General features: G+C 44.9%; 20 protein-coding genes. 12 read left to right on the forward strand and 8 right to left on the reverse strand.

Annotated elements, in window-relative coordinates:
- Positions 1-27: 27 nt before the first annotated feature.
- Complete coding sequence (locus I5907_RS14180) at positions 28-912, forward strand: diacylglycerol/lipid kinase family protein (protein ID WP_196991471.1); 885 nt, start codon at positions 28-30, stop codon at positions 910-912.
- A 106-nt stretch (positions 913-1,018) separates the two neighbouring features.
- Here I5907_RS14180 and I5907_RS14185 read toward each other — a convergent pair whose 3' ends face one another.
- Together I5907_RS14185 and I5907_RS14190 are read right to left on the reverse strand one after the other, a co-directional pair.
- Positions 1,019-1,897 (reverse strand): transglutaminase family protein, encoded by an 879-nt coding sequence (locus tag I5907_RS14185; RefSeq protein ID WP_196991472.1) that lies wholly within the window; start codon positions 1,895-1,897, stop codon positions 1,019-1,021.
- 21 nt (positions 1,898-1,918) lie between these two features.
- The gene (locus I5907_RS14190; RefSeq protein WP_196991473.1) at positions 1,919-4,480 is read right to left on the reverse strand and encodes a circularly permuted type 2 ATP-grasp protein; all 2,562 of its coding nucleotides are present in this window, start codon (positions 4,478-4,480) and stop codon (positions 1,919-1,921) included.
- 371 nt (positions 4,481-4,851) lie between these two features.
- On the opposite strand from I5907_RS14190, the gene I5907_RS14195 reads away from it, so the two are divergent.
- The 3 genes from I5907_RS14195 to murB all read left to right on the forward strand — a co-directional run bounded on the left by I5907_RS14195 (position 4,852) and on the right by murB (position 7,656).
- Complete coding sequence (locus I5907_RS14195; protein WP_196991474.1) at positions 4,852-5,274, forward strand: OsmC family protein; 423 nt, start codon at positions 4,852-4,854, stop codon at positions 5,272-5,274.
- A gap of 71 nt (positions 5,275-5,345) precedes the next feature.
- Complete coding sequence (locus I5907_RS14200; RefSeq protein WP_196991475.1) at positions 5,346-6,530, forward strand: trans-sulfuration enzyme family protein; 1,185 nt, start codon at positions 5,346-5,348, stop codon at positions 6,528-6,530.
- Between the two features lie 79 nt (positions 6,531-6,609).
- Positions 6,610-7,656, forward strand: coding sequence for a UDP-N-acetylmuramate dehydrogenase (murB, locus tag I5907_RS14205; RefSeq protein WP_283016280.1), 1,047 nt, complete (start codon positions 6,610-6,612; stop codon positions 7,654-7,656).
- Positions 7,657-7,797: 141 nt separating this feature from the next.
- Here murB and I5907_RS14210 read toward each other — a convergent pair whose 3' ends face one another.
- Complete coding sequence (locus I5907_RS14210) at positions 7,798-9,348, reverse strand: magnesium chelatase (RefSeq protein WP_196991477.1); 1,551 nt, start codon at positions 9,346-9,348, stop codon at positions 7,798-7,800.
- Positions 9,349-9,963: 615 nt separating this feature from the next.
- Between I5907_RS14210 and I5907_RS14215 the strand changes: the two genes are divergently transcribed.
- Positions 9,964-10,281 carry a peptidase associated/transthyretin-like domain-containing protein gene (locus tag I5907_RS14215; protein WP_196991478.1) on the forward strand — a complete coding sequence of 106 codons (318 nt, stop codon included), beginning with the start codon at positions 9,964-9,966 and terminating at the stop codon, positions 10,279-10,281.
- An 88-nt stretch (positions 10,282-10,369) separates the two neighbouring features.
- Here I5907_RS14215 and tyrS read toward each other — a convergent pair whose 3' ends face one another.
- Entirely contained in the window at positions 10,370-11,644 is a 1,275-nt protein-coding gene (tyrS, locus tag I5907_RS14220) for a tyrosine--tRNA ligase (protein WP_196991479.1), read from the reverse strand.
- A gap of 211 nt (positions 11,645-11,855) precedes the next feature.
- Here tyrS and rhaT point away from each other — a divergent pair, with 211 nt between their 5' ends.
- Positions 11,856-12,944 (forward strand): L-rhamnose/proton symporter RhaT, encoded by a 1,089-nt coding sequence (gene rhaT / locus I5907_RS14225; protein ID WP_196991480.1) that lies wholly within the window; start codon positions 11,856-11,858, stop codon positions 12,942-12,944.
- On the opposite strand, the gene I5907_RS14230 is transcribed toward rhaT, so the two are convergent.
- Entirely contained in the window at positions 12,933-13,340 is a 408-nt protein-coding gene (locus I5907_RS14230) for a hypothetical protein (protein WP_196991481.1), read from the reverse strand. The genes rhaT and I5907_RS14230 overlap by 12 nt on opposite strands.
- Here I5907_RS14230 and I5907_RS14235 point away from each other — a divergent pair.
- The 5 genes from I5907_RS14235 to I5907_RS14255 all read left to right on the forward strand — a co-directional run bounded on the left by I5907_RS14235 (position 13,311) and on the right by I5907_RS14255 (position 19,865).
- The gene (locus I5907_RS14235) at positions 13,311-15,431 is read left to right on the forward strand and encodes a bifunctional aldolase/short-chain dehydrogenase (RefSeq protein ID WP_196991482.1); all 2,121 of its coding nucleotides are present in this window, start codon (positions 13,311-13,313) and stop codon (positions 15,429-15,431) included. The genes I5907_RS14230 and I5907_RS14235 overlap by 30 nt on opposite strands.
- 98 nt (positions 15,432-15,529) lie before the next feature.
- Complete coding sequence (rhaM, locus tag I5907_RS14240; protein WP_231402112.1) at positions 15,530-15,868, forward strand: L-rhamnose mutarotase; 339 nt, start codon at positions 15,530-15,532, stop codon at positions 15,866-15,868.
- 31 nt (positions 15,869-15,899) lie between these two features.
- Positions 15,900-17,174 (forward strand): sugar isomerase, encoded by a 1,275-nt coding sequence (locus tag I5907_RS14245; RefSeq protein ID WP_196991483.1) that lies wholly within the window; start codon positions 15,900-15,902, stop codon positions 17,172-17,174.
- Positions 17,175-17,183: 9 nt separating this feature from the next.
- Positions 17,184-18,659: an FGGY-family carbohydrate kinase gene (locus I5907_RS14250; protein ID WP_231402113.1), complete on the forward strand. Its 1,476-nt coding sequence runs from the start codon at positions 17,184-17,186 to the stop codon at positions 18,657-18,659.
- Positions 18,660-18,716: 57 nt separating this feature from the next.
- Entirely contained in the window at positions 18,717-19,865 is a 1,149-nt protein-coding gene (locus tag I5907_RS14255) for an alpha-hydroxy acid oxidase (protein ID WP_196991484.1), read from the forward strand.
- Positions 19,866-19,978: 113 nt separating this feature from the next.
- Here the strand turns inward: I5907_RS14255 and I5907_RS14260 are convergent, their stop codons facing one another.
- Complete coding sequence (locus I5907_RS14260) at positions 19,979-20,341, reverse strand: VOC family protein (protein ID WP_196991485.1); 363 nt, start codon at positions 20,339-20,341, stop codon at positions 19,979-19,981.
- A gap of 299 nt (positions 20,342-20,640) precedes the next feature.
- Between I5907_RS14260 and I5907_RS14265 the strand changes: the two genes are divergently transcribed.
- On the forward strand, positions 20,641-21,063 hold the full coding sequence (locus tag I5907_RS14265; RefSeq protein WP_196991486.1) for a TIGR03067 domain-containing protein: 423 nt from the start codon (positions 20,641-20,643) through the stop codon (positions 21,061-21,063).
- A 22-nt stretch (positions 21,064-21,085) separates the two neighbouring features.
- On the opposite strand, the gene I5907_RS14270 is transcribed toward I5907_RS14265, so the two are convergent.
- Both I5907_RS14270 and I5907_RS14275 read right to left on the reverse strand, forming a co-directional pair.
- Positions 21,086-22,483, reverse strand: coding sequence for a serine hydrolase domain-containing protein (locus I5907_RS14270; RefSeq protein ID WP_196991487.1), 1,398 nt, complete (start codon positions 22,481-22,483; stop codon positions 21,086-21,088).
- 834 nt (positions 22,484-23,317) lie between these two features.
- Positions 23,318-24,136 carry a hypothetical protein gene (locus I5907_RS14275; RefSeq protein ID WP_196991488.1) on the reverse strand — a complete coding sequence of 273 codons (819 nt, stop codon included), beginning with the start codon at positions 24,134-24,136 and terminating at the stop codon, positions 23,318-23,320.
- Between the last annotated feature and the right edge of the window lie 17 nt (positions 24,137-24,153).

The following is a 24,153-nucleotide window of genomic DNA, read 5'->3' on the forward strand; positions in this document are numbered from 1 at the left end:
TCGTTCTTAAAAGATGCCGTTTATATTATGCAACAAAAGGAAGCTTTAAAATTGTTGTTCGTTGTCAACAATAACTCCGGTTCCAATAACGAAGACTGGCAAACAACCATTGAAACTTTCTTTGCTGCAACACCACACCATTTATTTTTTTTCGAGTTAAAAGAAGATTGTAAAGTAACCTCTATACAGGAGTATATAAAAAAAATAGTGCCAGACAGGGTAGTTGCTGTTGGCGGTGATGGAACGGTTAAGCTTGTAGCTGAGTGTATTACAGAAAACAAGGTTCCGCTGGCAATAGTTCCTGCAGGTTCTGCAAATGGTATGGCCAAAGAGTTCAATATACCTGATGTAGAAACTGCTTTGCAAAATATTACTGAAGGGGAGGTGCACGAAATTCATCTTATAAAAGTGAATGACGAATTATGCATTCACCTGAGCGATATAGGTTTCAACGCGTACATGATCAGGAAGTTTGAAACACTTGATTCACGCGGTATGTGGGGCTATGTAAAAGCCTGCTGGAGTGTTTTTATGCATCGGAAAAAAATGGAAGTGGAATTAAAGATGCCATCGTCTACGCAGCGTAAAAGTGCAGAAATGGTGGTGCTTGCCAACGCTACGCGTTATGGTACCGGCGCATTGATAAACCCCGGCGGCAGCCTGGAAGATGATTTATTCGAAATCATTGTGATCAAACAGTTTTCCGTGCGTGAAATTTTTAAAATGATGTTTACGCATTCACCATATGATCCGGCAAAAACAGAGGTACACCAGGTAAAAGACATTCATATACAATCGAGGCGGCCGGTACATTTCCAGGTAGATGGCGAGTACCTTGGTAAGGTAAATGAAATACAGGCCACGGTTTTACCAAAAGCCATTCATGTTATTATACCTGCTGCGCAACCATAAGCAATCATTCGCTTTGGTCTTCGCGTTTGCTGAATAATGTGCCGGGCGTACAAGAGTGCGACGCAACAAAAGCTACATTCTTATTCAACTGCCGGGTACCAAAAAATTATCCCAGTCTTTTTACATCTACTGAAACATGCAGCCGGTGTGGGCCGCTGCTGAGGATCACACCTTTGAGCGGTGTAATATCTGCATAGTCTCTGCCCCAGCCAATGGTAATGTGCTGTGCTGCGGGGATCATGTTATTGGTGGGATCAAAATCGAGCCAGCCCTGGTTGGGCATATACACAGCAAACCATGCATGCGATGCATCTACGCCTGTAAGTTTTTCTTTGCCCGGTGGAGGCAGCGTTTCGAGGTAGCCGCTTACATAACGGGCCGGTAAGCCAACAGCGCGTATGCATGCAATAGCGAGGTGTGCAAAATCCTGGCAAACTCCTTTGCGCTCTTTCATGACTACATCTAATGGTGTGGCCACCGTGGTAAAACCAGGTACGAACTGAAAATCTGTATGAATACGCTGCATTAATTCTTTCGCAGCGGCCAGCATGGAACGTCCGGGTGTAAAAGACTGCAGCGAATAAGCCCTGATTTGTTCTGATGCCTGTGTAATGGCCGTTTCTGCTACATACTGCCGGGCACTGAAATCTGCCTCGCCGTTGGTTGCAATCTGTTGCTGCACCTCTTCCCATGCTGTGTTGGTAAACAGTTCAGGTGCGTTATTAACGCCCGGTTTTTTATCGATTATTGAAGTAACGGTAACACGCAAATGTTTGTGCTCATGCTGTATGGCGAAATAAAGCGTCTTATTACCAAAAAAATCTGTGTATTCATTTTTTATTTCGGGCTCCGGGGAAATTTTTATGAGCGTCTTCCTGCAGCTTTGATCGGAGGTATCGCGCAGGAATAATTTCGCCACATTATGGCAAATACTTACCGGCTGGTGATACTCGTATTCTGTTGTATGGGTTACCTGGTATTGCATAATGCGTGCAGCATTATTTGTTTAAAGTTTAGACCTGAATAATTGTTGCTGTGTTTCTGCATGCCTGAAATAAGTTTTTGAAACAACATTGGAGATGTTGTACAACAGCATATTCATTTTGGTAAGAAACTCATCCAGCTTTTTATAACTGTTGCTGTTTTTATCAGCTACAGACAGTTGGTCTTTGTCTGCCAGTTTAATCATACTAAAAGCTTCCAGTGCAAGTCTTTCATGTTCTGTGAGTTCGTGACCCGCATTTTTCTTCGGTAAGCCGGAAAGGTATGCCTTTAGTCTTTCCACCTGGTAAACCAGCGATCTTGGATTGTTGGGGTCCAGCAGCATGAGATCGAGTACCAGTGGTAACTGCAGGTGTGCACGATATTTAAAGCGATAGTTTACGAGGCTTTCATTGCTGTTTAAGACTGCTTCCTGTAAAATATGTTCCACCTGCTCATCCTGCTTTGCTACAAGTGCAGAACGCAACATTGCGATCAGCAGCACGCTTTGTTCGGTCTTGCGGCCGGTATCCAGCAAGGTCCATCCCTGGTCCCGTGAAATGCTTTCGCGGTTAAGGCTGATGAAGGCCATCATGGAGGTGATGAGGTTGTCTACGGCGCCCAGCAGTTTATAATGCCCTGTGTGTTTGGCTGCCGCAGCGGTTTGCCATGCTTCTTCCATTTCACGCAGTACCCGCCAGGTATCGGTAGACCAGTGGTCCCTTACTGCATGTACAGCACGCGTGAATGAAACAATGTTGTAACCGAGACTTCCCACGCGGTTGTTGTTAAAGAGCAGATCGGCCAGCTCTTTCCATGGCTCTTTTATTTTGGCTTCACTTCCTTCACCAGCAAAGCCCGGATATGTATGTGTATATAGTGTAAGTGCCCTTAACAGGCATTTTTTCAGGGTAAGATCGTTCTCCATAAAAGCTTTGTTGGCTTCGCCTACAAACTGCATGATGGTACGCTGAAAACGGGCGTTGCCGAGCACCCTTTCTGCATAGCGGCCCACCCAGAAAAGATTTTCGGCTGTACGGCTTGGCAGGTCTTCCTGTTTGTAAGGCTGCCGGTTGCCAGGTGTATATTCCTGCTCTTTCTTAGCGTTGAAACTACTGGTTTCGCCGCCTGATAATATCCAGGTGTCTTTGCTGAAACCACCAAGCTGGTTAGAAATGATGATGTTATTTTCGTCAAGAGAAGTTCTTGTTAAGCCGCCGTTCATTACCGTATACCCGCCATTATCGCTCACAACAAAACTTCTGAATAATGCATGGCATGGCGCGATATTGCCTTCTGCAAAAGAGGGCGAGGAGGAGAAGTTTACTTTTTCCTGGCCCACATACAAATGCGGTTTGGCCTGTATGCTTTGTTTCAATTCTTTTAGTTCGGATGCACTGAGTAATGTAGCATCGACGGAGGTGCGTTTAAACGACTCACGGAAAATTCTTTTAATGACCAGCGTGGAAAGATTGTCCAGCACATATTGCAATTCTGTTGGTTGCCCGCACCACCATGACGCAATGTTGGGAAGCTTCAGGTCTTCACCCAGGAAGTGTTTTGCTATAGCAGGCAGAAAAGGCATCAACCCGGGGTTTTCCACCACACTGCTGCCCAAGGGGTTTGCAATGCTTACATTACCTGCACGAACGGCTTGTAAAAGCCCCGGTACACCCAACTGGGAATCTTCTTTCAGCTCCAGTGGATCGCAATACATATCATCTACCCTGCGGAGTATTACATCTACCTTTTCGAGGCCGCCCAGTGTCTTCAGCCATACGCAATTATCTTTAACCATCAGGTCGTCGCCCTGTACCAGGGTAAAGCCCAGGTGCGAAGACAGGAAAGAATGTTCAAAGTATGTTTCGTTGCTGGGCCCGGGTGTAAGTATCACGATCCGCGGTTGCCGGTTTTGTTGTGGAGCAATACGGGTAAGGGCATTCCTCAACGTGTTGTAATAGGGCGACAGTCTTTTTACTTTTAACCCACTGAACAGTTCGGGCACAATGCGTGCCATGGCCAGGCGGTTTTCCAGGGCATAACCGGAGCCGGACGGTGCCTGGGTTCTGTCGTTCAATATCCATATTTTGCCATCTACACTGCGCGCCATATCTGCCGCGTAAACGACGAGATTGTGCGCACCCGGTAATTGTATGCCACAACATTCCCTGATGAAGCCGTGGTGGTTGTACACGATCTCCATGGGCAATATGCCTTCTTTTACCAGTTGCTGTTCGCCGTAAATATCTTTGAGGACAAGGTCAAATAACGTGCTGCGTTGTTTGAGACCTGCCTCAATACTTGCCCATTCATCTTTGGTGATAAGGAAAGGAATAATGTCCAGATCCCATGTACGGTTGGCACCTGACGGATCGCCGTAAATATTGTAGGTAACACCATTCTCTTTCAGAAAACGCATCATGTCCTGGCTGCGGTTGGCTATTTCTTCCGTGCCCAGACCGGTAAATGATGCAAAGAATGTTTTCCAGCTGGCAAGGAGTTCAGCATTGCCGGTATAGCGATCATCAGAAGACTGACCATGCAGGTATGCGTTTAAAAAACCAGTTTGATCGGTGACAGGAATCATGTAATGTTTTAAGCAGCTTGCGGCACAAATTAATGAATAAAAGGCGAATGGCGGCGAAGGATGAATGGTGAAGAATTATAGCGGGAACCGGGAGCAAGACGAAATACGCAGTGTTGGCTGCACGGCAGGCAACAACTTTTACCCGGGCATAAGGTGTTTGCTGGCGTGTACAGCAATTCATGATGTGTGCATATGATACCGGTAGAAAAAACAGCACCTGCTGCACCATGCTGCGCAGAGAACAGCAAGTACAAGTGAGTGACACAAGGGACGATGCCACCTGCACTATTGCCCGTTACCTAAATGCCCGGCATTAACCGCACACACGTTATTGCAAAATGGAATAACTTCGCCATTCGAAATTTATATGTATGGTTACGATTGAATTAGCACGTGTACAAAACGATTATGGCTTCGAAGCAACAGATGCGAACGGTCATGTAGTACGTATGGATACAAGCCCGGAAAGTGGCGGGCAGAACTTTGGTGTACGCCCTATGCAGATGCTGCTGATGGGTGTGGCTGGATGCAGCGCGATTGATGTGATCAGTATTTTAAAAAAGCAGCGACAGGAAGTGCGTGATTATAAGATGACCGTAAACGGTGAACGTGAAGCAGGCAAAGAACCTTCATTATGGAAAGATGTGACCCTCGACTTTCACCTTTACGGCAACGTGGATGAAGAAAAAGCGAGACGAGCCGTAGACTTGTCAATGGAGAAATACTGTTCCGTATCTGCAACGTTGAAAGCGGCAGGTGCAGACATTAAATGGAATGTTTTTGTGCACCCGTAGATGATGTATGCCAAAGCATGCAGGGATATATGAAACCGGATTTACAGATCTTGTATAAATGTTTTTATTAAATGAGCGAACAACAAAGAGAGCTGCATCCTTTATCAAAAGCGGTGCGTGTACGTGGCAACCAGACCTGGCAGATGGAGCATTCATCGCCTATGTTTCTGACCAGCAGTTTTACCTTCGATTCTGCGGAAGATATGCGCGGTGCTTTTGCAGAAGAAAATGACGAAAATATTTACAGCCGTTTTAGTAACCCCACCGTAGACGAGTTCGTAGCCAAAATGTGTGCACTGGAAAATGCGGAAGCAGGTTTTGCCACGGCAAGTGGTATGGCCGCAGTTTTCGGTTCCATCTTTTCGCTGCTTAAGCAGGGTGACCATCTTGTATGCTGCAGTTCTGTATTTGGCAGCACATTTACCATTGTTACCAAGTTTCTGCCAAAGTATGGTATTGAATGTACACTTGTTGCGGCAGGCGACAAGGATGCATGGGAAAATGCAGTAAAGTCCAATACCAGGATGATCTACCTGGAAACGCCAACCAACCCGCAACTGGAAATTATTGACCTTGAGTGGGCAGGACAGTTTGCCAAAAAACATAACCTGATACTGAATGTTGACAATTGCTTTGCCACACCATTGCTGCAGCAGCCTTTGAAGTATGGTGCACACCTGAGTGTGCATTCTGCCACCAAATGGATCGACGGGCAGGGGCGTGTACTGGGCGGGGTAGTAGTAGGTGATGCAAAACTGATCCGTGAGATATATCTTTTCTGCAGGAATACAGGTCCGTCGTTATCGCCATTTAATGCATGGGTATTGAGTAAAAGCCTTGAGACGCTGGATGTGCGTTTGCAACGCCACTGCGAGAATGCAATGACGGTAGCACAGGCGCTGGAACAGCACCCCAAAGTTTCGTGGGTGAAATATCCATTCTTAAAAAGCCACCCGCAATACGATATTGCTATTAAACAAATGAAGGCCGGTGGCGGCATTGTTTGTTTTGAAGTAAAAGGCGGTGTAGAAAGCGGCCGCATGTTTTTAAACAGCCTGCAGATGCTGTCTATGACTGCCAATCTTGGCGATACGCGTAGTATTGCTTCTCATCCGTCGAGCACAACGCACTCAAAGCTGAGTGAGGAAGAACGCCTGAGTGTGGGAATAACGCCGGGACTGGTGCGTATTTCTGTAGGGCTTGAATTTGTTGATGACATTATTTACGACATCACACAGGCACTGGATAAGTTGTAGGCGCTAAGCACGATAGCGATCCGCTTTTAAGGTTGTGCAATAAACATATGATTGCAAGCCGCCTGTTTCCTAACTGGAATTGTTCCAGGCACATCTACAACACGCCATGCAAATACAGGAAAACATTGCTTTAAAGCCTTTTAATACATTTGGGATTACTGCAACAGCCAGGTACTTTTCAACCTTTACTGCTGTGGACGAACTGCAAAGTATTATTGACGCCAAACAGGTGCAACATACACAGCGAATGGTGCTTGGCGGCGGCAGCAATGTACTCTTTACCAAAGATTTTGACGGACTGATTTTAAAGAACGAACTGAAAGGAATTGAACTGGTACACGAAGACAATGATTGGTATTATGTAAAGGCGCAGGCAGGGGAGAACTGGCACAGCTTTGTATTGCATTGCATTGCGCACAATTATGCCGGTGTAGAGAACCTCAGCCTTATTCCGGGGAATGTTGGCGCAAGCCCTATGCAAAATATTGGCGCTTATGGCGTGGAAATAAAAGATGTGTTTCATGAACTGGAAGCTTACAACCTGCACGACCGGGAAGTAGTGCATTTTTCGCCGGGTGATTGTGCTTTTGGATACAGGGAAAGTGTGTTTAAAAGAAAATACAAAGACCAGTTTGTTATTCTCAATGTTACTTTCAGGCTGCGCAAAAAGCCTGTCTTCAATACTTCGTATGGTGCAATAGAACAGGAACTGGAGAAGATGCATGTGCAAAGCTTATCCATACAGGCTATCTCCAGCGCGGTGATCAATATCCGCAGCAGCAAGCTGCCAGACCCCAAAGAGATTGGCAATGCCGGTAGCTTCTTTAAAAACCCCACCGTACCCAACGAGCAGTTTACTGCATTGCAGCAGGCGTTCCCGGCGATTGTTGGGTATGCATTTGGCGCACATGACACCAAGCTTGCAGCCGGCTGGCTTATTGAGCAATGCGGCTGGAAAGGTTACCGGGAAGGTGATGCCGGCTGTCATGCAAAGCAGGCACTGGTACTCGTTAACTATGGGAATGCAACAGGAGGGGAGATATATGATCTTTCTTCTAAAATTGTAGCGAGTGTAAAAGAAAGATTTGGTGTTGGGCTGGAAAGAGAAGTTAATATTATTGCATAATGATCCGTAAAATACTACTGTTATAAAAAAACAACCAGGCCGGATACTCGACCTGGTTGTGCTGAATGATTTGTTGCAGTACAAGTGTGCGACGCAACCAAAGCTTCATGCTTAAGTTACTGCCGGGCCCATCATATATACCTACTTATAATCGTCTTCATTAAAGATATCTGTATCGTCTTCTCCCTCGTCTGTACTAAACTGGCCAAGGTTCATCATACTGCCAATGAGGTCTTTAAACTGAATTTTTCCTTCAATCGTTTTTTTACTGATCAGCGAGTAAGCAGCAAGGCCGTGCAGCACAAATTCCATTAGTAACGCGCTTTCTTTTTCGTTTGCATGCGGGTACAGCTTTTTTACAATGCCGTACAGGCCTTCTACTTTATACAATGCCTGTATTTTTTCAGCATCTTTCATGTCCACAAGCATATCAAGGTGATTACCCTTATCAAACCATTTGGTTATTTCTTTATAAGGGTCGTCTTCTTTTTGTGCCTGTGATGCTTTGCCGGTTGACTTCCTTTTTTTAAGCGATTCCGGATTGGGGAAATAGGTGATAAACTGCGAGCGGATAGATTTATCAAGCAGGTTGAGCGCTACCTGGTATGGCCCTTCCTGCTCGCCTTCGTACACCAGTTCAATCTTGCCTGTAATAGATGGTATGATGCCGGCAAGATCGCTTATCCATACCTGTGTATCCTTTTCGCCGTGTATGATAGCCCTGCGTTCGGCACTGCTTACGGCATTCTCAAATGCAGCGATGGTAAGCCTTGCGCTTACACCGCTCTTTTTATCTACGTACTCATTGTTACGTGCTTCAAAAGCCACCTGTTCTATCAGGCGTTTTACGAGGTCGCTAACGCTTACGTGTTGTTGTTCTTCAAGTATATCTGCTTCCTGCTCTGTAATAGACAAAGATGTTTCAATGTCTTTGGGGTAGTGTGTTAATATCTGGCTTTGTATACGGTCTTTAAGAGGCGTTACTATACTGCCGCGGTTGGTATAATCTTCGGGGTTGGCAGTAAAGACAAACATAATATCAAGCGGCATACGCAGTTTAAAACCGCGGATCTGTATGTCACCTTCTTCGAGAATGTTGAATAGAGCCACCTGTATACGCGCCTGCAGATCGGGTATTTCGTTGATCACAAAAATGCTGCGGTTACTGCGTGGAATGATACCATAGTGTATTACACGTTCATCAGCAAAACTCAGTCTCAGGTTGGCTGCTTTTATTGGGTCAATATCGCCGATAAGATCTGCCACACTAACATCGGGTGTTGCCAGTTTTTCACCGTACCGTTCACTGCGGTGCAGCCAGTAAATGGGTGTATCATCACCATGTTCTGCAATCTGGTCCTTTGCATATTTGCTAAGCGGGTTTAACGGGTCATCGTTTATTTCGCTGCCATGCACTACCGGTATATATTCATCCAGCAGTTCTGTCATCTGCCGCGCCATTCTTGTTTTTGCCTGTCCGCGTAAACCGAGAAACAGGATGTTATGCCTGCTCAGGATCGCCCTTTCTGTATCTGGTATTACGGTGTCTTCATAACCAATGATGCCGTTAAACGTGTTTTCTTTATTGCGTATTTTCTCCACCAGGTTTTTGCGCAATTCATCCTTAACCGATAAAGGTTTGTAGCCACTCTTCTTTAATTCGCCTAAAGTTTTTATATCGTGTATTTTCATAATAAAATTTGTTGGTCAGCATTTCGTTCAATGGTCATCGCCTGTTGTGTCACTCACTTGTACGGCAGATCAATATGCATCATCGATGCTGCGTGGCATGCGGCGCAGTAAAATACAGGAACGAATTGCAGACGTTTATGTTAAACATTGAAAGCCAGCAAAGGTAAAAGCTGTTTAAGAAACAATTGTACGTTGAAAATGTTTTTACGAAGGTAGGAGGTAAAGTGCAAAGACGTACCACCGGGGTTTTCGAAAAGCATAAATAAAGAAAGCATCAAATTTTACATGCGTACCTGCCTAAACATGTACACCTGCTCAATCCGATGCTTTCGGGGCTCATATGAATGCTTCGTGTAAGAAACCAATGTAGCCCGCAGAGTCCCAGTGTTCTTTCTTTTTACAGATTAATTACTGCGCTCTAATGTGATATAAAACTACAACCTGGTATAGCCTGTTCCAAATTTCTGCACGTACTCTTTTGCACGCATTCTGCACTTTTCAATGCACATTTTGTTGCGGAAAAAATTTCAGGAAACGCTGTATTTTCTTGGCATGGTAGTTGTTTTTTTATCGCAATATGGTGGTTCATTAGCCGCCGTTTAAAAACGCTCAGTCATGAAAAACACAAGAATTGGTGTGCTGGCATTAGCAGCACTTTTTGTAGGATTGGTTTCCTTTGAAAATTTTGATGGTGGTTCAATAAAAGGAAAAGTTGTTCCTCCCGACGGTGCTTCACAGGTTTGGGCACTTTCTTCAACTGACACATTAAAAGCAATCATCAACCAGGGCATGTTCGAAATACAGAATGCCAAAGCTGGCACCTATAAAATTTACATCGATGCTGTAGAACCTTATAAAGATGTGATTAAAGAAGGTGTGCAGGTTACAGAAGGTGGTGCAGCAGATCTTGGAGACATTACGCTACAGAAATAAACGCACTAAGTACTAAGGACGGATTGTTAAACTACAACAGGCAGTGATATTCATCAACTGCCTGTTTTTTTGCGTATAAGTATTTTATCTATGCTACTGTAACAAGGTAAAAGTTCTTTTTACCTTTTTGTACCAGCAGGTACCTGCCGTGCAACAACATCGATAAAGTCATTTTTTGTTGTATATCCTCCACCTTTTTCCTGTTAATGCTTACCCCGCCGTTTTGCACTGTTTTCCTCGCTTCACCTTTGCTGGGGAATATGTTTGTCGCTGCCAGGAAGGAGATGATGTCTGTAGTCTCCAAAGCATTTTTATCGAAGCTGCATTTTACAATGCCTTCCATTTCTTCCAGGTCCTGTTCGCTCAGGCTGTCAGCGTCGGCGCTTTTATTGGCAAATATTTTTTGCGTTGTTTCCATGGCAGAAAGGTAGCCGTCTTCGCCATGCACGAAAGTGGTAATTTCTTTGGCAAGTGTTTTTTGCAACAATCTTGCAGCCGGGTCGCTGTCATTTGCTTCAATAAGGGTGTTGATCTCATCTTCCTTTAAAAAGGTAAAGATCTTGATCCATTTTTTTGCATCATCGTCAGATGCATTGAACCAAAACTGGTAGAACTGGTAAGGGGTTGTTTTTTCGGGGTCCAGCCATACATTGCCTTTCTCCGTTTTACCAAATTTTCCGCCATCTGCCTTTGTCATCAGCGGGCATGTAAATGCAAATGCTTCTCCACCAGCCTTACGCCTGATGAATTCGGTACCGGTAGTAATATTGCCCCATTGGTCGCTGCCGCCCATCTGCAGCTTGCAGTTCATATTGGTATAAAGCCAGTAAAAGTCATAACCCTGTATAAGCTGGTAAGTAAACTCTGTAAAGCTTAACCCGGCATCTCCCTGCAGCCGTTTCTTTACGCTGTCTTTGGCCATCATATAGTTTACTGTAATGTGCTTGCCAGCGTCGCGTATAAACTCCAGGAAACCCATATTTTTAAACCAGTCGTAATTGTTCACCATTACTGCTGCATTTGGCTTTGCAGGGTCAAAGTCGAGAAATTTTGCTAACTGCTTTTTTACACCAGCCTGGTTTTTTTCCAACACATCAGCGCTCAGTAAATTTCTTTCTTCACTTTTACCTGTGGGGTCGCCCACCATGCCCGTTGCACCACCAACCAGCGCATACGGTTTATGCCCTGCCCGTTGCATATGTACCAGCAGTAATATGGGCACCAGGCTGCCTATATGTAAACTATCTGCGGTAGGGTCAAAACCAATATAACCGGAAGTCATTTCCTTGTTCAGTTGTTCTGCTGTACCAGGCATAATGTCCTGTATCAAACCTCTCCACCGTAATTCTTCAATAAGATTCATGCACCTAAATTTTCGCAAATGTAAAAAGTTGCATCTATTACGGTTAAAAAATAATCCATGCCGCTGGTATGCTGTTTATAATTGCCTGCCTGCATTACTGCGAAATGTATTTTATTTGAATAATGTTTACATAACAGACCATGACAGTTAGCATAACGGCAGCGGCTACTTTTACATATATCATTCATTGCCATAGAAAATTCAACAAAACATGCAGGCTTTACTTGGTGTAATATTTCATTTTATCGGCGGCTTTGCTTCGGGTAGTTTCTACATGCCCTATAAGAAAGTAAGGGGCTGGCATTGGGAGAGCTTCTGGATTGTGGGCGGCCTGTTTTCCTGGCTGATCGCTCCACCACTAGCCGCCTGGTTAACCATACCCGGCTTTGCAGACATTATAAAAAGTGCAGGTGGTACAACACTTGGTATGTGTTATTTCTTTGGCGTATTATGGGGCATCGGGGGTTTAACGTATGGCCTGGGCGTCCGCTATCTTGGCGTATCACTCGGCAGCAGTGTTATACTTGGCCTCTGTATGGTATTCGGTGCATTGATTCCGGCTTTGTATTACGACCTGTTTCCGAAAGCAGGTAAAGACACATTATCGCTGCTCACCCAAACAAACTGGGGGCTCACCGTATTGGCGGGTCTCGCGCTTTGCATAGTAGGTATTGTTATCTGTGGCAAAGCCGGTATGATGAAGGAAAAACAGATCAGCAGTCATACTACAGACCCGCATGGCGCCGGTGGCAAAACAGAGTACAGGTTTGGTCTTGGCATGTTTGTAGCAATCGTGTCCGGCGTATTAAGCGCCTGCTTCAATTTTGGCCTGGAGGCAGGTAAGCCCATGGCTGAACTGGCCAACAACCTGTGGAAAGCTGCAAACCCCGGCCAGGGCGAGTTCCTGTACCAGAACAATGTTACATACGTGGTGGTGTTGTGGGGCGGCCTTACCACCAATTTTATATGGTGTATGATTTTGAATGCGCGCAACAAAACATTTGGAGACTATACCAACAAACAAACACCGCTGGCCGCCAATTATCTCTTTTCCGCACTGGCAGGCATTACCTGGTTTTTGCAATTCTTTTTTTATGGTATGGGAGAAAGTAAACTTGGCAACGGCGCAAGCTCATGGATACTGCACATGGCGTTCATTATTCTTGTAGCCAACATGTGGGGGCTGGTATTAAAAGAGTGGAAAGGTGTAAACAAACAGACGATCTCAACAATTATAGCCGGTATCATCATCATCATCCTGTCTGTGTTATTGGTAGGGTATGGCAATTCAATAAAGTAGTTGTTCATCGCGGTAGAAAAGGAGATTTTTTTTGAGCCAGGCGGCAGGATAAGCATGGAGCTGCTGTTGCGTCGCACTCTTGTACGGCAACACACTGTTCAGCACCCGGGCACTGTCACGCAACTGGAGCATAACCGGGATACGCAATGTTACGGGTTGACACGACGCATAAAACATGCAGCAAAGGCTGTATGCATCATAACCGATGACAGCACATGCAGTGCGCTGCAGCTGCCATGAAAGCGGAACGATGAAGTGAGTGACACAACAGGCGATGCCATGAAAAACCACCGCTGAAACAACAACAGGAAAAACAATCAGTGTAACTAAAACAACAGCTGATAACAACAATATTTTTAGAAAACTATGAACACAGCAACCACACAATTTAAACATGTAAGCTATTTGTGGGACGAAGCAAAAGCTGCAGCACTCGCCGGCGATGAAGTAGCGCTGCTGGTATACCGGTCAAACTTACTCGGCGCAGACCTGCGGCTGACCAATTACGGCGGTGGCAATACATCCTGCAAGGTTATGGCCAAAGATCCTTTAACCGGCAATGAAACGGAAGTAATGTGGGTAAAGGGCAGCGGCGGAGACCTGGGCACCATGAAACGCAGCGGGCTTGCTGCATTGTATGTCGGGCGTTTACGCAGTTTAACAAATGTATACCGCGGCATAACACACGAAGATGAAATGGTGGAACTGTTCAACCACTGTATTTATGACCTTGCATCCAAAGCACCTTCTATAGATACACCACTGCATGGTTTTTTACCATTCAAACACATCGACCACCTGCACCCTGATGCTGCCATAGCAATAGCTGCAGCCAAAGACGGCAAACAAATAACGCAGCAGTTATTTGATGGCGCTATTGGCTGGGTAGACTGGCAGCGGCCGGGTTTTGACCTGGGTTTGAAACTGCGTGCATGCCTGGAAGAAAACCCCGGCATACGTGGCATTATGCTTGGCTCTCATGGCTTGTTTACGTGGGGCAACACCGCCTACGAAAGCTATATAAATACGCTCCAGGTTATTGAGCGCTGTGCCGGGTACCTGGAAGATAACTTCGGCAAAAAAGGGCCGGTATTTGGCGGACAGCGCATTACTGCGCTACCCAAAGCAGAGCGGCTTGCAAAAGCAGCATTGCTGGCGCCGGTATTGCGTGGTTTCTGTTCATCGCACACAAAAATGATCGGGCATTTTACAGATGACGACCGTGTACTGGAATTCATTGACTCCAACGATCTCGGCAGGCTGGCGCCCATGGGCACCAGTTGCCCCGACCACTTTTTGCGAACCAAGATCTCTCCGCTGGTATTGAACCTGATGCCCGATGAAGATGTGAGCAATACCGCTGCCATGAAAGAAAAACTTGCACCGCAGTTTGAAGCATACAGGGCCATGTACGCGGAATATTACAACAGTTGTAAACACAGCAACAGCCCGGCAATGAGGGATGCAAACCCGGTAATCATTTTGTACCCGGGGGTAGGCATGTTCAGCTTTGCTAAAGACAAGCAAACAACAAGGGTGGCAAGTGAGTTTTATATCAATGCCATCAATGTTATGAAGGGTGCAGAAGCTATTTCTGAATATACCTCGCTGCCAAGACAGGAGGCCTTTAACATTGAATACTGGTTATTGGAAGAAGCCAAACTGCAACGCATGCCCAAACCGAAAGCACTGAGCGGCCGTGTGGCATTGATAACCGGCAGCGCAGGTGGCATTGGAAAAGCCATCGCCATGAAGTTTGCCGAAGAAGGCGCATGTGTGGTCATCAACGATATTAATGAAGAACGCATGCAGGGCGCTGTGGAAGCTTTTACCAAACAGTTCGGCAGAGATACTGCAGCATCAGTATTGCTCGATGTAACAGACAACAACAGTATTGAAAAAGCTTTTGCCGCAACGGCACTTGCTTTTGGCGGCGTAGATATCGTGGTGAACAATGCCGGTATCAGCATATCAAAATCAATTACCGACCACAGTATCGAAGACTGGGATAAGTTGTACGATATACTGGTGAAAGGGCAATTCCTTGTTTCCAAACTTGCGGTAGAGATGATGCGGAAGCAGGATCGTGGCGGAGATATCATCAACATCGTGTCTAAGAACAGCGTTGTTTCCGGGCCCAATAATGCAGGCTACGGCAGCGCCAAAGCAGCGCAGGCGCACCTTTCGAGATTACTGGCTGCAGAACTTGGTGCAGACAAGATCCGCGTGAACACGGTTAACCCTGATGCGGTAATTGCCAACAGCAATATCTGGGCCGGTGGCTGGGCTGAAGGCCGCGCCAAAGCTTACGGTATTACAGTAGAAGAATTGCCGGCGTACTACGCCAAAAGAACATTGCTGAATGAAGTCATATTGCCCGAAGACATAGCCAATGCCTGTTATGCATTCGTAAGTGGTTTGCTAAACAAATCAACCGGTAATGTTTTAAATGTAGATGGCGGTGTGGCAATGGCATTTATGAGGTAAAATGATGTACCCGTCTTTTGTCCGCTGCTCATCGTTCCTTGCGTCGCACACTTGTACTGCATAGCATGAAGCAGCATTCCAGGGTATAGTCGTGTAATATGTATAACAACAACGTTAAGATCATGCAACGCGTAGCCTTTACAATGAAACTGTTTGCAGGCAAAGCAGCCGAATACAAAAAACGGCACCATGAAATATGGCCCGAATTAAAAAGCTTGCTGCATCAGGCGGGTATAAGAACATATTCGATATTTCTCGATGAAGCCACCAACACATTATTTGGTTACCTTACCATAGCCGATGCCACCAAACTGGATGAGCTGCCCAAAGAGCCGGTCATGCAAAAGTGGTGGGCATATATGCAGGACATTATGGAAACAAATGCAGACCATTCGCCCGTTAGTATGCCCCTGGAAGAAGTATTTTATTTAGCATAAACGTTTTATTTGCCAAGCACAATATTGCCATATGGAGTTAGAAAAGTATAAGATAGAAGCACACAATGATGATGCCCTGCAAACGCATAACCGCAGGTTAGCTTTTGTTGCCGCCGAGGTGGAAAACGCTGAAGCCATCATTCAAAAACTGGTAGATTTCCAGGTGGCCATACCAAGCTGGGCACTTGGTACCGGCGGCACCAGGTTTGGCCGTTTCAGCGGTGGTGGCGAGCCACGCAACCTGGAAGAAAAGATAGCAGACATCGGGTTGTTGCATGCGTTAAATAAAAGCAGCGGCGCCATTTCACTGCATATACCTTGGGATATACCGGAGAATACCACCAACATAAAAGCATTGGCCGCACAGTATGGTATACAATTCGATGCCATGAATTCGAACACCTTCCAGGACCAGCCCGGGCAGGAGCTGAGTTATAAGTTTGGCAGTATGCAGCATGTTGACAAAGCCGTGCGCCAACAGGCCATCGATCATAATATAGAAGTAATTAAATACGGCCAGGCACTTGGGTCCAATTCACTTACCGTGTGGTTGTCTGACGGTTCCTGCTTTCCGGGGCAGCTAAACTTTAGAAAAGCTTTTCAAAACACACTCGAAAGTTTACAGCAAGTATATGCAGCGCTGCCTGCAGACTGGAAAATGTTCGTAGAATACAAAGCCTTTGAACCAAACTTTTATTCCACCACGGTAGGAGACTGGGGACAGTCTTACCTGTATGCCAGCAAGCTGGGAGACCAGGCCTATACATTGGTTGACCTTGGCCACCACCTGCCCAATGCAAACATTGAACAGATCGTGGCATTGCTGTTAATGGAAGGCAAGCTTGGCGGCTTTCACTTCAACGACAGCAAGTACGGAGACGATGACCTTACCGTTGGCAGTATAAAACCATACCAGTTGTTCCTCATCTTTAATGAACTGGTAGAAGGCATGGATGCAAAAGGCATGAACCATGCAACAGACCTGGGCTGGATGATTGATGCGAGCCACAATGTAAAAGACCCGCTGGAAGACCTGTTGCAGTCTGTAGAAGCCATCATGATCACCTATGCACAGGCACTGCTGGTTGACAGGAAGAAACTGGCAGCAGCACAGGCAGACAATGATGTGGTAACAGCACAGGAGGTGTTGCAACAGGCCTTCCGTACAGATGTGCGTGCATTGGTTGCCGAGGCAAGGCTGAGAAGTGGCGGTGCTTTGCAGCCACTGGCATTATACCGAAGTGCGGACATAAGAGCACAGCTTATTAAACAGCGCGGTGCAAAAACAGTGGCCACAGGGTTATAACAGGCAGCGTTGCTTACAAAACATAGCGGCGCATACCAGGCGGTGTATACAAACGCTGACAGGGCCGAAGCTGCTGCATTGTGTTATGCCGTACAAGAGTGCGACGCAAGGGACGATCAATCGTTATTCAAAAGCCGGGTTCATTATTATACCATGTCTATTCCTGTAATACTCATTTTTGACGTAGGCAAGACCAATAAAAAACTGCTGTTGTTTGACAGGCAGTATAATGTGCTGCACGAAGAAAGTATACAACCGGATGAAATTACAGACGAAGATGGTTTTGCCTGTGAAAACCTGGCGGCGTTAACGCAATGGATATGGCAGCAATACTGGAAATATTTTACCAGCGAAACGTATGACGTACAGGCCGTAAATTTTGCGGCATACGGGGCCAGCCTCGTACACATCAATGATTTTTACAAGCCTCTTACACCATTATACAATTACCTGAAACCTTACCCGGAAGCATTAAAGCAACAATTTTACGATACCTATGGCGGCGAAGACCTGGTTGCCAGGGAAACAGCCTCGCCGGTATTGGGCAGTTTAAACTCCGGAATGCAGTTGTACCGGTTAAAGTATGAACAGCCGCATGTGTACCAGCAAACCAGGTATTCCCTGCACCTGCCGCAATACCTCAGTTTTATCATATCATCCCGTGCAGCATCAGACATTACCAGTGTTGGCTGCCATACGCATTTGTGGGATTTCAATATTCACAAGTATCATCGCTGGGTTTATGAAGAAGGCATGCGCACAAAATTTGCACCCATATACCGGGGCGATAACATTGTGCATGCGCAGAACAGCACCCGCAAAATAGCGGTGGGCATAGGTTTGCACGACAGTTCTGCAGCGCTGATACCCTACCTCGATTCAGTTACAACACCTTTTGTACTCATCTCTACAGGCACGTGGTGCATAAGCCTCAATCCTTTCAATGACTTGCCACTGACCGGTGAAGAACTGCGGCAGGATTGCCTTTGCTATCTTTCCTACACGGGCAGGCCTGTAAAGGCAGCACGGGTGTTTGCGGGTTATGAGCATGAGCAGGAGGTTAAACGTATAGCAGCGCATTTTAACAAAGCCAACAACTATTTTACCACTGTGGCATTCGATGCGGCAATTTTAAATAAGTTGCAGCCGGCCAACATGTTGCGGGGTGCAGCTTTCAGCGAAAAAGATCTTACACAATTTGCCACTTACGAAGACGCATACCACCAGCTAATAGCAGGTATTGTAGCGCAGCAGGTACATTCTGCAAGGCTGGTATTAACTGATGAGGTGACAACTATTTTTGTAGATGGCGGCTTTGGCAAAAATGAAGTGTATATGAATATGCTGGCTGCGGCCTTCCCTGCTGTGGAAGTATATGCCGCTTCCGTGGCGCAGGCTTCGGCACTGGGTGCTGCACTGGCCATAGAGCAATCATGGAACAGCCAGGCACAACATGGCAACCTCATCAGGCTCAGGCGCTATTAACACGTGCCTGCAGGTTTATACAATTGTACGCTTTGCTTGTTTAATTACTTTAACACGATGCAGATAAAATACCACAGCAGTTATCCCTCTATTGACGATCTTATAACAAGAGCCCGCCAAAAGATTCCCCGTTTTGCTTTTGAATACCTTGATGGTGGTTGCAATGAAGATGTGAATCTTATAAAGAATACGGCAGAGTTAAGAGCGGTTGAATTAAAGCCCTATTACTTATCACAGCATCTTTCGTCTGATATGAAGACGGAATTATTCGGCCATGTATATGATGCGCCTTTTGGTGTTGCTCCAGTAGGTTTACAGGGCCTCATGTGGCCCAACGCGCCTGAAATACTTGCCAAAGCTGCATTTGAGCACAACATCCCTTTTATACTCAGCACCGTAACCACGGCAAGCATTGAAAAGATAGGAGCGATAACGCAGGGGAAAGCGTGGTTTCAACTGTATCACCCCGCAGAAAACAGTGTACGGGACAGTATTATACAACGCGCCGCAGATGCAGGTTACCCCGTACTGGTCGTGTTGTGCGATGTGCCTACGTTTGGTTTTCGCCCCAGAGACATCCGTAACGGTTTGGCCATGCCGCCGAAGATGACCTTGCGCAACATTTTACAGATCATGGGCAGGCCGGAGTGGGCCATCAAAACGCTGTTGCATGGTCAGCCCGCATTCGAAACACTTAAACCTTATACGCCAAAAGGGTTGAGCATGAAACAGCTCGGTTTGTTTATGAACAAAACTTTTTCCGGCCGGGTAAATGAAGAAAAAATAGCACCCATACGCGATATGTGGAAAGGCAAGCTGGTACTCAAGGGTGTGGCAAGCGAAGAAGATACCGAAATGGCCATCCGTCTTGGGTTTGATGGTATCATTGTTTCCAACCACGGCGGCCGGCAGTTAGACGCAGGGCAATCGGCCGTAAAATCCATGGAGCCAATTGTAGCGAACTATAAGAACAAGATTAAAATCATGATGGATAGTGGTATCCGCACCGGTCCTGATGTGGCAAGAACACTGGCTTCCGGCGCCGACTTTGCGTTTATGGGCCGCACTTTTATGTACAGCGTGGCGGCACTTGGCAATGAGGGTGGTAATCATGCCATCTCCATGCTCAAAACGCAGTTGCAACAGGTAATGGAGCAGGTATGCTGCAAAAAAGTAAGCGACTTCCCCAATCATCTTATCCGCTAAATATTTGTAAGCCGGCAGCAGTTTTCATGGCATCTCCGGTTGTGTCACTCACTTGTGCGTACCGTTTTTATGGCGGCTGTAGCGTTGCTGTGTATGAGGCATGCCCAATCATTTTACCACTGCTGAATGATGATGCAAACCTGGTCATCCCTCAACGCAAATTCTTTTGCACCCCATGGACGAAGTGTAACCTGTTTCAAATTAGGATGCAGGAATTGCGGATGAGAACCGGAAACCTTTTCATACACAGCATCAATATTAGTAGTTACAAAACGGGATTCAGGATTGTGCTCTGCGGCTAGCTTCGCATGCTGAAACAGGTAAATACCCAGGCCATCTTTATTCAATACGCAAAAAGGTTGTTCCGTGTTTATTTCGTTGTGGCCAATAGCAAAACCCAGGCAGTCAACAAACATGGTCAGGCCGTCGCTGATGTTTGCATAGTAGACATTCGGAACAAGTTGTTGAAAGTTCATGGTGTTATTTTTTATGGAGACGAAATGGATTATGCTTGCAGAATATTTTGTTTCCCGCCGTTTTTTACGAGGCCCTGCGAAGACCGAAACTTCATACAACATTCAGGTTTAGCCATGGTCATCGAATTGACCAGCTATTAACCCCAGACTGACATTAAATTTTCTAACCGCCATTTGTGCGTGTCGCATCCTTTGTTATTACTCTATGAAAACCTGCTTTTCACCTGCAGAATTTACTGCAATAAATATATTTTCAACAAACTATATAAAAACATTTATCTTTTTGGAAATATACAGTAATGAAAATTTATCTCCTCATACTGTGTCTTGTTTGCACTTTGTCATGCGGCGTTGACGGAGAAAAAGAAAAAGCCAACGATCAGGTAAACATTCAGGGAGTGTGGTTAGCGCAAACGGAAAGTCAGAACGGCATCACAAAGAATGTGTCTTACCAGTACATCTTTCGCGGAGATAAGGTTACGTTCATAGACGAGACCGGGAAAGAAATGCAGTATACTTTCAGGTTGAATACCAGCGGCAATCCCAGGTTATTGATTATCCGGCCAGCGGAGACGCCCAACGATTCTGCTGCTGTAAGCGTTGCTTATGAGTTGCACGGAGATTCACTAAAGATCGTTGTCGCACCAGCCGGTTTGCGCCCTGCAGAGATATCAGACAACAATGACCAGGAACTGATCATCTGTAAGCGAAAGGGTTTATAAAACGGTCTGACCATCATGCCCGTCATTTCCTATTAAATGCCGGAAGAATGTATTGCTTAATTAGTTCATCGCCCGGCGACTGAGCGTTATAGTTTCCACCTGTAATGACGGTAACCATATGTTGCGCTTCCCATATGTAAATCTTTTGTCCACCATTTCGCTGGGCAGCCTTACCCCAATATCTTACTCCGTCAGCGTCTAGGTATTTAATCCACCATAAATAGCCATAATGAACACCCTGCACAACAGACTGTTTTTCCAAAGATTGATATACCCAATCTGCCGGAATTACTTGTTTTCCTTTCCAGTTGCCGCTGTCAAGATACAATAACCCAAACTTCGCCATATCTCTTGGTCGCAAATACAATTGGCAAAAAGTCTCAGCACTTGATTTGTCTGGTTTAAAATTCCATTTGAAGTTAGTGATGTTCAAGGGCGCAAACAGGTTATTTTTTGCAAAATCCGGCAACAACATGTTGGTTGATTTTTCAATAATACGCCCGAGCGTTACCGGGTTGCCCGAGCAATACATGCCTTTTCCGCCTGGTGTGTCAACCATTGGAAGATCTAAGGTGAATTTTATCCAATCATCCGAATTATTCATAGTGGTCTCATTACCTTCTGATGCTGGATTACTCACATCACAATCAAGCCCGCTTTGATTGGTAAGCAAATTTTCAATCGTAATGCGCTTTTTTGTGTCAGTATTATTCGCAATGTTGTATTCAGGAAAATAGGAAAGCACCTTTTCGTGCTTGCTTTTAATAACACCTTTTGCAATTGCAATGCCCGTAAGTGCTGATACAAAGCTCTTTGATGCAGAACGCAATTCGTGCAGACTATCTTTGTTGTATTCATAAAAGTATTCTTCAAAAACTAGTCTGCCGTCTTTGATGATTAAAACACTGTGAACATTTGGATAAGTACCATCAATGATCTTTCGCATCATTTCAGATAACAATGCCGTGTCCAATCCTGACTGCCGGATATGACCCGTTTCCAGGCCGTCTTTATATGCTTTTGGTTCCTCGTACTTATAAACAGCGTTTTTGGCAGTCGGTAATCTCGGGTACCAGCTCATCTCCGGGAAAAAGACATCTTTGCTCAACAGTTTGAAGCTGTCTTTTCCTGCAATGTAGCCCGCAATGGTGTTGTTTGTATTCCTGAAGAACTGCACTTTTTCATTAGACATATTTACAAACAAATCCCTGCTATAGGGTGTCAACCTGTACTTGCTTTCATTAATAACAGCATACAATAGCGTGTCTCTTGGTGAAGCAGCTATTTTAAGTGTGGTGTTGTTAATATACTCATACAAACCTTCAAATTCCTTTAGCTGTTTATAGGTTGTTTTATACGGCTGCGTAAGACAAAAAAAAGGCGTAAATGATAAAATGAACAGCAAGTATATTTTCCGCATCTTTAAATGATTGGAGTGTTTCATTAGTATAAAGATAGCGTTCAGCGCTTTGCGAAATTCATATTCGCTGTAAGCGATAAACCGGTGCTTTCGGTAGACGTGCTGAGACTTAAGCAATTTCCCAAAGCATTTAACATCTTCATTTTTCTGTGGTGACCGGCAGTAGTTTTTTATGGCATCGCCGGTTGTGTCACTCACTTGTGCGTACCGTTTTTATGGCGACTTCGAAGCGCTATTGCAAAAAACTAAAAATGCTTTGCATATGAATGTATTTCAAGGCAGAGTTCTTTTAGGAACGCAGTCGAAAACTGAATTTCCCTTAACCACTTGTAGAGTACCTTAAAGAAGGCTTTGCGGACATAGAGAGCTTAAAGTTTATGTTAATCGTTTTGGAATTTAAATTTAGTTAGCATCCAAAATAAAAAAGATAGAAAAGCGGAAATCATTATCACTAAAATAACAGTATATATCAGGCAACCTAATTTATTAGATTTTTGTTTCTGCATTTTACAATTACGTCTTCGGTTTTCGCAGCTTCTCCTGAAAGGCACTCTGCGGTATACATAACAATGCTGCGGAAACGAAATTAACATGATTTTTTTGGTCACCGGCAGTAGTTTTTTAAGGCGTCACCCGTTGTGTCACTCACTTGTGCGTTCCGTTTTTCATGGCGACTTCGAAGCGGTATTGCAAAGAACTAAAAATGCTTTGCATATGAATGCATTTCAAGGCATAGTTGTTTTAGGAAACGCTATAGAGATTGAAAGTTGCTTAAACCACCCGCAGCGTCCCTTGCAGGAGACGCTGCGGAGACGGAGGCTGTAGCCTTCTCGGTCAATATGAGTTTGTTGCTGAGATAATTGCTTCGTTAACTTTTGCATACAAAGTCTCAGTTAATGTCTCATATTTTTCATTGTCTTCTTTCGTATTAAACCCAAGGTCATTCCAGGAACCCATAGCGCCAAAAACCCAAGCAGTTCCCGCCGCATATAATATTTGTCTTGCCGTTAAGGAATAATTGTTGTTTACAACTAAATCAGAGTTGTAATAAAAACTCTCTGGTGTGTTTGATATTAATGCATGTCTTGCCTTCGTAAATTGATCGCTCCAGTAATCAAGTTTTTGTCCAATTGCAAATGCTTCTATTTCTGTCAAAGTTGTTTGTAATTCTTCTTTAGATTTTTGAAGTGAAATCTGCAAATCCATTGTTGGTAAATTGGAAAGTGTCTGTGCATAATTAACAGTCCAAATATTATCGTTAGGGTCGTGCTTTTTTGTCACTTCCCATCTACTAGCCCACGCATTAGAATATTTTTCATAAACAGCTTCAACAAACCAAGTTCCACCACCACCTACAAGTCCTGCAAGTTTATAGTCCTTTGCAAAAGATTGGTCTGCTGAACTTCTAAAATATAAACGTAGTTTTTTACAACCATTTTTCTTTAAATACTTAAACCAGTCGTTAGGAATGTCAGCTATGACCTTCTCCTTTTGCTTCATAAAGAAAAACGGTTTTTCAAAAAGCCTAAAGTCAACTTTATTGCAATACTTGAAAGAAAGATTAGTATCAAAATTTTCGTTCAGTTTGTTGTTAAATATAAAGTCGTTACCAAATGATGTTAAAGTAATTATTTGTGATAAAGTCCCGGTCATTTATTGTAGAAATTGAG

It is taken from the genome of Panacibacter microcysteis, assembly GCF_015831355.1.
GTDB lineage: Bacteria > Bacteroidota > Bacteroidia > Chitinophagales > Chitinophagaceae > Panacibacter > Panacibacter microcysteis.

Coding starts and splice junctions, on each gene's coding strand:
- I5907_RS14180 (WP_196991471.1), top strand. CDS start 28: ATGCAACAAAAGGAAGCTTTAAAATTGTTGTTCGTTGTCAACAATAAC.
- I5907_RS14275 (WP_196991488.1), bottom strand. CDS start 24,136: ATGACCGGGACTTTATCACAAATAATTACTTTAACATCATTTGGTAAC.
- rhaT (WP_196991480.1), top strand. CDS start 11,856: ATGCAGGCTTTACTTGGTGTAATATTTCATTTTATCGGCGGCTTTGCT.
- I5907_RS14215 (WP_196991478.1), top strand. CDS start 9,964: ATGAAAAACACAAGAATTGGTGTGCTGGCATTAGCAGCACTTTTTGTA.
- rhaM (WP_231402112.1), top strand. CDS start 15,530: ATGTATAACAACAACGTTAAGATCATGCAACGCGTAGCCTTTACAATG.
- I5907_RS14255 (WP_196991484.1), top strand. CDS start 18,717: ATGCAGATAAAATACCACAGCAGTTATCCCTCTATTGACGATCTTATA.
- I5907_RS14210 (WP_196991477.1), bottom strand. CDS start 9,348: ATGAAAATACACGATATAAAAACTTTAGGCGAATTAAAGAAGAGTGGC.
- I5907_RS14190 (WP_196991473.1), bottom strand. CDS start 4,480: ATGATTCCTGTCACCGATCAAACTGGTTTTTTAAACGCATACCTGCAT.
- I5907_RS14195 (WP_196991474.1), top strand. CDS start 4,852: ATGGTTACGATTGAATTAGCACGTGTACAAAACGATTATGGCTTCGAA.
- I5907_RS14200 (WP_196991475.1), top strand. CDS start 5,346: ATGAGCGAACAACAAAGAGAGCTGCATCCTTTATCAAAAGCGGTGCGT.
- I5907_RS14265 (WP_196991486.1), top strand. CDS start 20,641: ATGAAAATTTATCTCCTCATACTGTGTCTTGTTTGCACTTTGTCATGC.
- I5907_RS14230 (WP_196991481.1), bottom strand. CDS start 13,340: ATGTTTAAATTGTGTGGTTGCTGTGTTCATAGTTTTCTAAAAATATTG.
- I5907_RS14245 (WP_196991483.1), top strand. CDS start 15,900: ATGGAGTTAGAAAAGTATAAGATAGAAGCACACAATGATGATGCCCTG.
- I5907_RS14185 (WP_196991472.1), bottom strand. CDS start 1,897: ATGCAATACCAGGTAACCCATACAACAGAATACGAGTATCACCAGCCG.
- I5907_RS14235 (WP_196991482.1), top strand. CDS start 13,311: ATGAACACAGCAACCACACAATTTAAACATGTAAGCTATTTGTGGGAC.
- I5907_RS14270 (WP_196991487.1), bottom strand. CDS start 22,483: ATGCGGAAAATATACTTGCTGTTCATTTTATCATTTACGCCTTTTTTT.
- tyrS (WP_196991479.1), bottom strand. CDS start 11,644: ATGAATCTTATTGAAGAATTACGGTGGAGAGGTTTGATACAGGACATT.
- I5907_RS14260 (WP_196991485.1), bottom strand. CDS start 20,341: ATGAACTTTCAACAACTTGTTCCGAATGTCTACTATGCAAACATCAGC.